The following is a 6,516-nucleotide window of genomic DNA, read 5'->3' as shown; positions in this document are numbered from 1 at the left end:
CGCCGAGCTGCAGGACGCGCTGGTCGAGACCTGGGATGCACTCGGCATCCCCTACGGCGCAGCAGGCCGCCCTGCCGTCGCCGAGAGCGATCGCATCGTTCCGCTCTTGGTGCCGAAGTCAGGCGGCTGAACTCGCCTTGCCTCACACCGCCTTCATCCATTTCGCCAGGCGATTTGCCGCTTCCTCGAGCTGATCGAGACGGCGGTGGAAGCATAGCCTGAGGAAGGCTTCGCCGCCGGGGCCGAAGGCGGTGCCCGGCGCCAGGCCGACATTGGCGTTGTCGACGATGTCGAAGGCGGCGGTGCGGGAATCGGTGATGCCGTCGACAGTGAAGAGCAGGTAGAACGCGCCTTGCGGCACGGTGAAGCGCGCCCTGCCGGTGGCGCCCAGGATATCGCAGACGAGGTCCCTTGCCGCCCGCGCCCGCTCGACTTGGCTCTCGATGAAGCCGTCGCCCTCGTCGAGAGCTGCGACTGCGCCGCGCTGCATGAAATGGGCGACGCCCGAGGTCGAATATTGGATCAGGTTCTCGAACACCTGCTGCAGGGACGGATGCGTCTTGATCCAGCCGACGCGCCAGCCGGTCATCGCCCAGTTCTTGGAGAAGCTGTTGACGAAGAGGATGCGATCCTCATCGGCCATCACGTCGATGAAGGACGGCGCCCGGCCATGGCCGTAGTGGAACAGCGAATAGATTTCGTCGGCGATGATCCAGAGATTGCGGGCGCGGGCGAGATCGAGGATCGCTTTGAGCGTTTCCCTGTCGGCGGTCCAGCCGGTCGGGTTGGACGGCGTGTTGATGAACAGCGCCTTGGTCCGCGGCGTGATTGCCGAAGCGATCTTGTCGACATCGCAGGACCAGCCATTGCCGGACTGGTCGAGCACGACCGGCACGGGCGTAGCACCAGCAACACCGGCGGCGGCGGCGAAATTCGGCCAGGCCGGCGAGAGGTAGATTACCTCGTCGCCGCGGCCGGCGAGCGCGTCGATGGCGAGCTGGATGGCATGCATGCCGGAGCCGGTGACGATGAACTCTTCCTCGGCGAAGCGCTTGCCGAAATGCCTGCCGTAGTAGCGGGCAAGCGCTTGCCTGAGCTCGGGAATGCCCTTCTGCCAAGTGTAGAAGGTCTCGCCGTTGGCGAGCCCCTGGGCGGCGGCATCGCTGATGAAGGCGGGCGTCGGCAAATCGCCCTCGCCGGCCCAGAGCGGGATCAGGCCTTCGCGCAAGCGGCCGTGGTTGACGACGGCGACGATGCCGCTTTCGGGGGCGGCAAGGGCCTCAGTGCGCAGCGACTGAATCAAGGTCATGGACAAATCCGTGGTCGTCTTTTCAGCGCTCTTACCAGATAGCGAAATGAAAAACCCCGGCCGCGAGCGGCCGGGGTTTTGGTCCAGAGTGTCCGTCCCAGGTTACTTCTTGGCGAGCAGGTCGCGGATTTCGGTCAGAAGCTGGACATCCGCCGGCGGCGTCGCGGCGGCAGGCGCGGGCTTCTCGGTCTCAAGCCGCTTGCGCAAATTATTCACGGCCTTGACCATCAGGAAGATAATGAAGGCAAGGATGAGGAAATTCAGCGCCACTGTGATGAAGTTGCCGTACGCGAAGACTGCGCCTTGCTTGCGCGCGTCGGCCAGGTTCGTTGCAGTCACATTGTGAGAAAGGCCAATAAAATAGTTAGAAAAGTCGACACCTCCGAGCGCGCCGATAAATGGCATGATGATGTCGTTGACCAGCGAATCGACGATCTTGCTGAAGGCGGCGCCGATGATGACACCGACGGCCAAGTCCATCACATTGCCCTTGGAAATGAATTCCTGAAATTCTTTCAGCATTCGACCCTCCTTGCCATGGTGTCGTGCTGCCGCCCTTTGCCCTCCGGCGCCGACGCAAGTCCCACAATAACAAAACGCCCCGGTTGCAAAACCGGAAAAAGGGAAAAGCCACCGGTTTGCGTTTATCCGGGTTGTGTTTCTGCATCAGCCACATATGCGTCGAAAGCCGCGATGGACTTGGGCCTCAAGCTGTGATTGCGTTTCCTGACCGGATGAGGAACCGGTCAGGGAGGAAGTTCGAACCGTGCAAGGCTGGTTCGTCGTCATAATCGCCATCGCCTATGTGACGCTGCTTTTCGCCATAGCGAGCTTCGGCGACCGGCGCTCGGTGGCGGCCGGGCTCGGACGGGCACGGCCCTTCATCTACGCGCTCAGCCTCGCCATCTACTGCACCTCCTGGACCTTCTTCGGCTCGGTCGGCCTTTCCTCCGAGCGCGGCCTCGAATTCCTCGGTATCTACACTGGCCCAGTGCTGGTCTTCGTCTTCGGCTTCCCGCTGCTCAACCGCATCGTAAAGCTGGCCAAGAGCGAGAAGATCACCTCGATCGCCGACTTCCTCGGCGCCCGCTACGGCAAGAGTTTCACCGTCGCGGCGATCGCGACGCTGATCGCGACGATCGGCGCCGTGCCCTATATGGCGCTGCAGCTCAAGGCGATCTCCGGTTCGGTCAGCCTGATGATCGAGCACTATACCGGCTCACCGCCTTCCTTCGATCCGTTCGTCAGCGACATCTCGCTGGTGGTGGCGATGCTGCTGGCGCTGTTTGCCGTTCTCTTCGGCACGCGCCACGCCGACGCCACCGAGCATCAGGATGGACTGGTGCTCGCAGTGGCGGTCGAGACCGTGGTCAAGCTCGCCGCTTTCCTTGCCATCGGCCTGATGGTGACTTTTCTCATCTTCGGCGGCCCGGGCGACATGATGACGGCGCTCGCAGGCAACGGCCAGGTGCGCCGGGCCATGGGCTACAACACCTCCTTGGCCACCTGGCTGGTGCTGACAACCTTGAGCGGCTTCGCCATCCTGCTGCTGCCACGCCAGTTCTACGTGACCATCGTCGAGAACCGCAGCGAGGCGGAGCTGCGCACCGCGACCTGGCTGTTCCCGCTCTATCTCGTGGCGATCAACCTGTTCGTGCTGCCGATCGCCTTTGCCGGCCTGTCGCTGGTCGGCACAAGGACCAGCAGCGACCTTTACGTGCTGTCGCTGCCGCTGTTCAGTGGCCACGACGTGCTGGCCATGGCCGCTTTCATCGGCGGTCTGTCGGCGGCGACCGCCATGGTCATCGTTGAGAGCGTAGCGCTGTCGATCATGATCTCCAACGACCTCGTCATCCCGCTGTTCGTGCGCCGGCTGCTCAAGACCACGTCTTCGCAGAATGAGGACTGGTCGACGCTGATCCTCAACGTCAGGCGGGCGTCGATCTTCATCATGCTGTTCATCGCCTTCCTCTACTATCGCGAGAGCACCAACAGCGCGCGGCTGTCCTCGATCGGGTTGATGTCGTTTGCCGCGATCGCCCAATTCGCGCCGGCGCTGATCGGCGGGCTGATCTGGCGCCGCGCCAACGGCCGGGGCGCCGCGCTCGGCATGGTCGCCGGCATTGCGGTCTGGGGTTACACGCTGCTGCTGCCTTCGCTTGTCGGTCCCGGCTCCGACTTTGTCGTCCATGGCCTGTTCGGCTTCGAGGCGCTGAGACCTCAGGCGCTGTTCGGCACCGTCGGCGAGCCGCTGAACCACGGCGTGCTGTGGAGTCTCTCGGTCAACACACTGTTCTTCGTGCTGGGCTCGCTCTCCCGCGCCTCGATCCCGCTGGAGCGCATCCAGGCGGCGATCTTCGTGCCGCGCGAGGCAGGCCCGATGCCCAGTCTCCGGCGCTTCCGCACCGCCGTCACCGTCAACGACCTCAAGGACACGATCTCCCGCTATCTCGGCGTCGAGCGCACCGAGCGTTCCTTCCAGTCCTTCGAGAAGAACGCCGCCGTCTCCCTGCACGGCAAGGAACAGGCCAGCATGGACGTCATCCGCTTCTCGGAGCAATTGCTGGCGAGCGCCGTTGGCTCGTCCTCGGCGCGGCTGATCCTGTCGCTGCTCTTCCGCCGCAACGACCGCGATTCCAAGGATGCCTTCAAGCTGCTCGACGATGCCACCGAGGCGCTGCAGCACAATCGCGACCTTTTGCAGATCGCGCTCGACCAGATGGAACAGGGCATCACCGTCTTCGACCGGGATTTCCGGCTGATCTGCTGGAACCGGCAATACCGGGCGCTGTTCGACCTGCCGGACGAGATGGGCCAGGTCGGCGTCTCGCTCGACCAGATCCTGCGCCACCTCGCCGAGCGCGGAGACATTCCCGCCGACCAGCGGGTGACGATGCTCAACCGGCTGACCAGCTTCGTCAGCCCCTGGCAGATGGAGCTCAAGACCAGCGGCCGCATCCTGGAGCTGCGCTCCAACCCGATGCCCGACGGCGGCATCGTCGCCACCTATGCCGACATTTCCGGCCGCGTCGAGCAGGACCTGGCGCTGAAGCGTGCCAATGAATCGCTGGAACAGCGGGTCAGGAGCCGGACCGCCGAGCTCACCCGCGTCAACGAGGAGCTGGCGCAGGCGCAGATGCTGGCCGAGGAGGCAAATCTCAGCAAGACGCGCTTCCTCGCCGCCGCCGGCCACGACATCCTGCAGCCGCTCAACGCCGCCCGGCTCTACTGCTCCTCGCTGATCGAGAAGGCCGGCAAGGGGCCGGCCGGCAAGGCCGCCATCAACATCGAATCTTCGCTCGAGTCGGTCGAGACCATCCTCGGCGCGGTGCTCGACATCTCGCGGCTCGATGCGGGCGCATTGAAGCCCGAGGACACCGCCTTCAGCCTCGGCGGGCTGCTCAGCCAGATCGGCAACGATTTCCGGCCGCTTGCCGCCAGAAAGATGCTCGGCCTGAAGATCATGCCGTCGTCGCTCGGCGTCATGACCGACCGCAACCTTCTGCGACGGCTGATCCAGAACCTCGTTTCCAACGCCATCAAATACACGCGCGAGGGCCGCATCCTGGTCGGAGTGCGGCGGCGCGGCGAACTGGCGGAAATCCAGGTGATCGACACCGGCATCGGCATTGCCGGCGATAAGCTGAACACCGTCTTCCACGAATTCACCCGGCTGGACGAAGGCGCGCGCGAGGCCGAGGGCCTCGGCCTCGGCCTCTCGATCGTCGACCGCATTGCGAGGGTTCTCAGGCTCGAGATCCGCATCTACTCCGATCCCGGCAAGGGCACGCGCTTTTCCGTCATCCTGCCGGTTGCGGCGGTCGCGGCACCCCGGCGCGAGGTCGAGAAGGCGCCGGCGCGCGCCGCCTCGTCGCTCGCCGGGCTCAATGTGCTGTGCATCGACAACGACGCGCGCATCCTGGACGGCATGCGGCTGCTGCTAGAAGGCTGGGGCTGCAGCGTCGAGACGGCTTCGGGATCGGGCGATTTGCTGAGGCCCGGCGCGGTTAGGCCGGATGTCGTGCTTGCTGACTACCATCTCGACGGCAGCACCGGTCTCGACGCGATCGGCAGGCTGCGCGCCGCCTACGGCCGGGACCTGCCTTGCGTGCTGGTCACCGCCGACCGCTCCAGCGAGGTGCGCGCTGCGGCAGGTCAGCTCGACATTCAGGTGGTCAACAAGCCGCTGAAGCCGGCCGTGCTGCGCTCGATGATGGCAAGGGTGAGGGCGCTGGCGCCGGCGGCGGAGTGACGTCGAGGCTCGGTCTAGAGCAATTCCAGGAAAAGTGTGTAACGGTTTTCCGTCCGGAATTGCGTAAAAACAAATAGTTAGAGCAGTACAGCGTTTCCGTGAAACGATGAACTGCTTATCTCAGTCTTGATGGCCGAGGCTTTTGAGATAGGCGCAGAACATATCGGCGAGTGCGTCCGAATACGCTTCGATCTCAGCTGGTGTTCGCCGGCTGGCTGAGAAATCCGGTCCTACCGCCGCCAACGTCGTGATGATGAGCTCGCCTGCCCTGGCACGAACAGCTTCCGAGGCGGCGGCGCTCGCGCCGCTCCTCGCCCGCCTGTTCAAAGAAGCCGCCTCGGCGACCAGCCCGGCTATAGCCCGGTACTCGCGCGAGGAACGGGCGCGCCTGCTCGGCAGCAAGACCGAATATCTCGATTTCTACGGCAGCCTGAAGGACCTCTGGCTCGCGGTTTCGCCGGAGACCGGCACGCTGCTCTACATGCTGGCGCGCAGCACGGGAGCGCGCATCATCGTCGAGTTCGGCACCTCGTTCGGCATCTCGACGCTCTACCTTGCCGCGGCGCTGCGCGACAATGGCGGCGGTCGCCTGATCACGACGGAGTTCGAGCCGTCCAAGGTGATGCGCGCCAAAGCCAATCTGGCGGAAGGTGGCCTTATTGACCTGGTGGAGGTCCGCGAGGGCGATGCGCTGGAGACGCTCGCCGCCGACCTGCCCGACCGAATAGACCTTCTGCTGCTCGACGGTGCCAAGGCGCTCTATCCGGAAATCTTAAGCCTGGTAGAGAGCCGGCTCAGGCCTGGCGCGCTGGTCATCGCCGACAATGCCGACTTCTCGCCCGAATATCTGCAGCGGGTGCGCTCGCCGGCGGGCGGCTACATGTCGACGCCGTTCGGCGACGATGTCGAACTGTCGATGCGGCTCGGCTGAACAAGCCCGGCAACGGAGGGGAAA

General features: G+C 64.3%; 5 protein-coding genes. 2 read left to right on the top strand and 3 right to left on the bottom strand.

Annotation, left to right across the window (positions count from 1 at the left end):
• Window positions 1-142 precede the first annotated feature (142 nt).
• Window positions 143-1,309, bottom strand: a complete 1,167-nt coding sequence (locus RFN28_RS29980; protein ID WP_320290749.1) for a pyridoxal phosphate-dependent aminotransferase — start codon at window positions 1,307-1,309, stop codon at window positions 143-145.
• Between the two features lie 102 nt (window positions 1,310-1,411).
• The gene (mscL, locus tag RFN28_RS29975) at window positions 1,412-1,831 is read right to left on the bottom strand and encodes a large conductance mechanosensitive channel protein MscL (protein WP_320290748.1); all 420 of its coding nucleotides are present in this window, start codon (window positions 1,829-1,831) and stop codon (window positions 1,412-1,414) included.
• Between the two features lie 244 nt (window positions 1,832-2,075).
• Between mscL and RFN28_RS29970 the strand changes: the two genes are divergently transcribed.
• Complete coding sequence (locus RFN28_RS29970) at window positions 2,076-5,561, top strand: PAS domain-containing hybrid sensor histidine kinase/response regulator (RefSeq protein ID WP_320290747.1); 3,486 nt, start codon at window positions 2,076-2,078, stop codon at window positions 5,559-5,561.
• 120 nt (window positions 5,562-5,681) lie between these two features.
• Here RFN28_RS29970 and RFN28_RS29965 read toward each other — a convergent pair whose 3' ends face one another.
• Window positions 5,682-5,804, bottom strand: a complete 123-nt coding sequence (locus tag RFN28_RS29965; RefSeq protein WP_430679202.1) for a hypothetical protein — start codon at window positions 5,802-5,804, stop codon at window positions 5,682-5,684.
• Between the two features lie 10 nt (window positions 5,805-5,814).
• Here RFN28_RS29965 and RFN28_RS29960 point away from each other — a divergent pair, with 10 nt between their 5' ends.
• Window positions 5,815-6,492, top strand: coding sequence for an O-methyltransferase (locus tag RFN28_RS29960; protein WP_320290746.1), 678 nt, complete (start codon window positions 5,815-5,817; stop codon window positions 6,490-6,492).
• Window positions 6,493-6,516 lie beyond the last annotated feature (24 nt).

It is taken from the genome of Mesorhizobium album (assembly GCF_033977205.1).
GTDB lineage: Bacteria > Pseudomonadota > Alphaproteobacteria > Rhizobiales > Rhizobiaceae > Mesorhizobium > Mesorhizobium album.
This window is presented reverse-complemented; position numbering and strand designations above follow the sequence as displayed.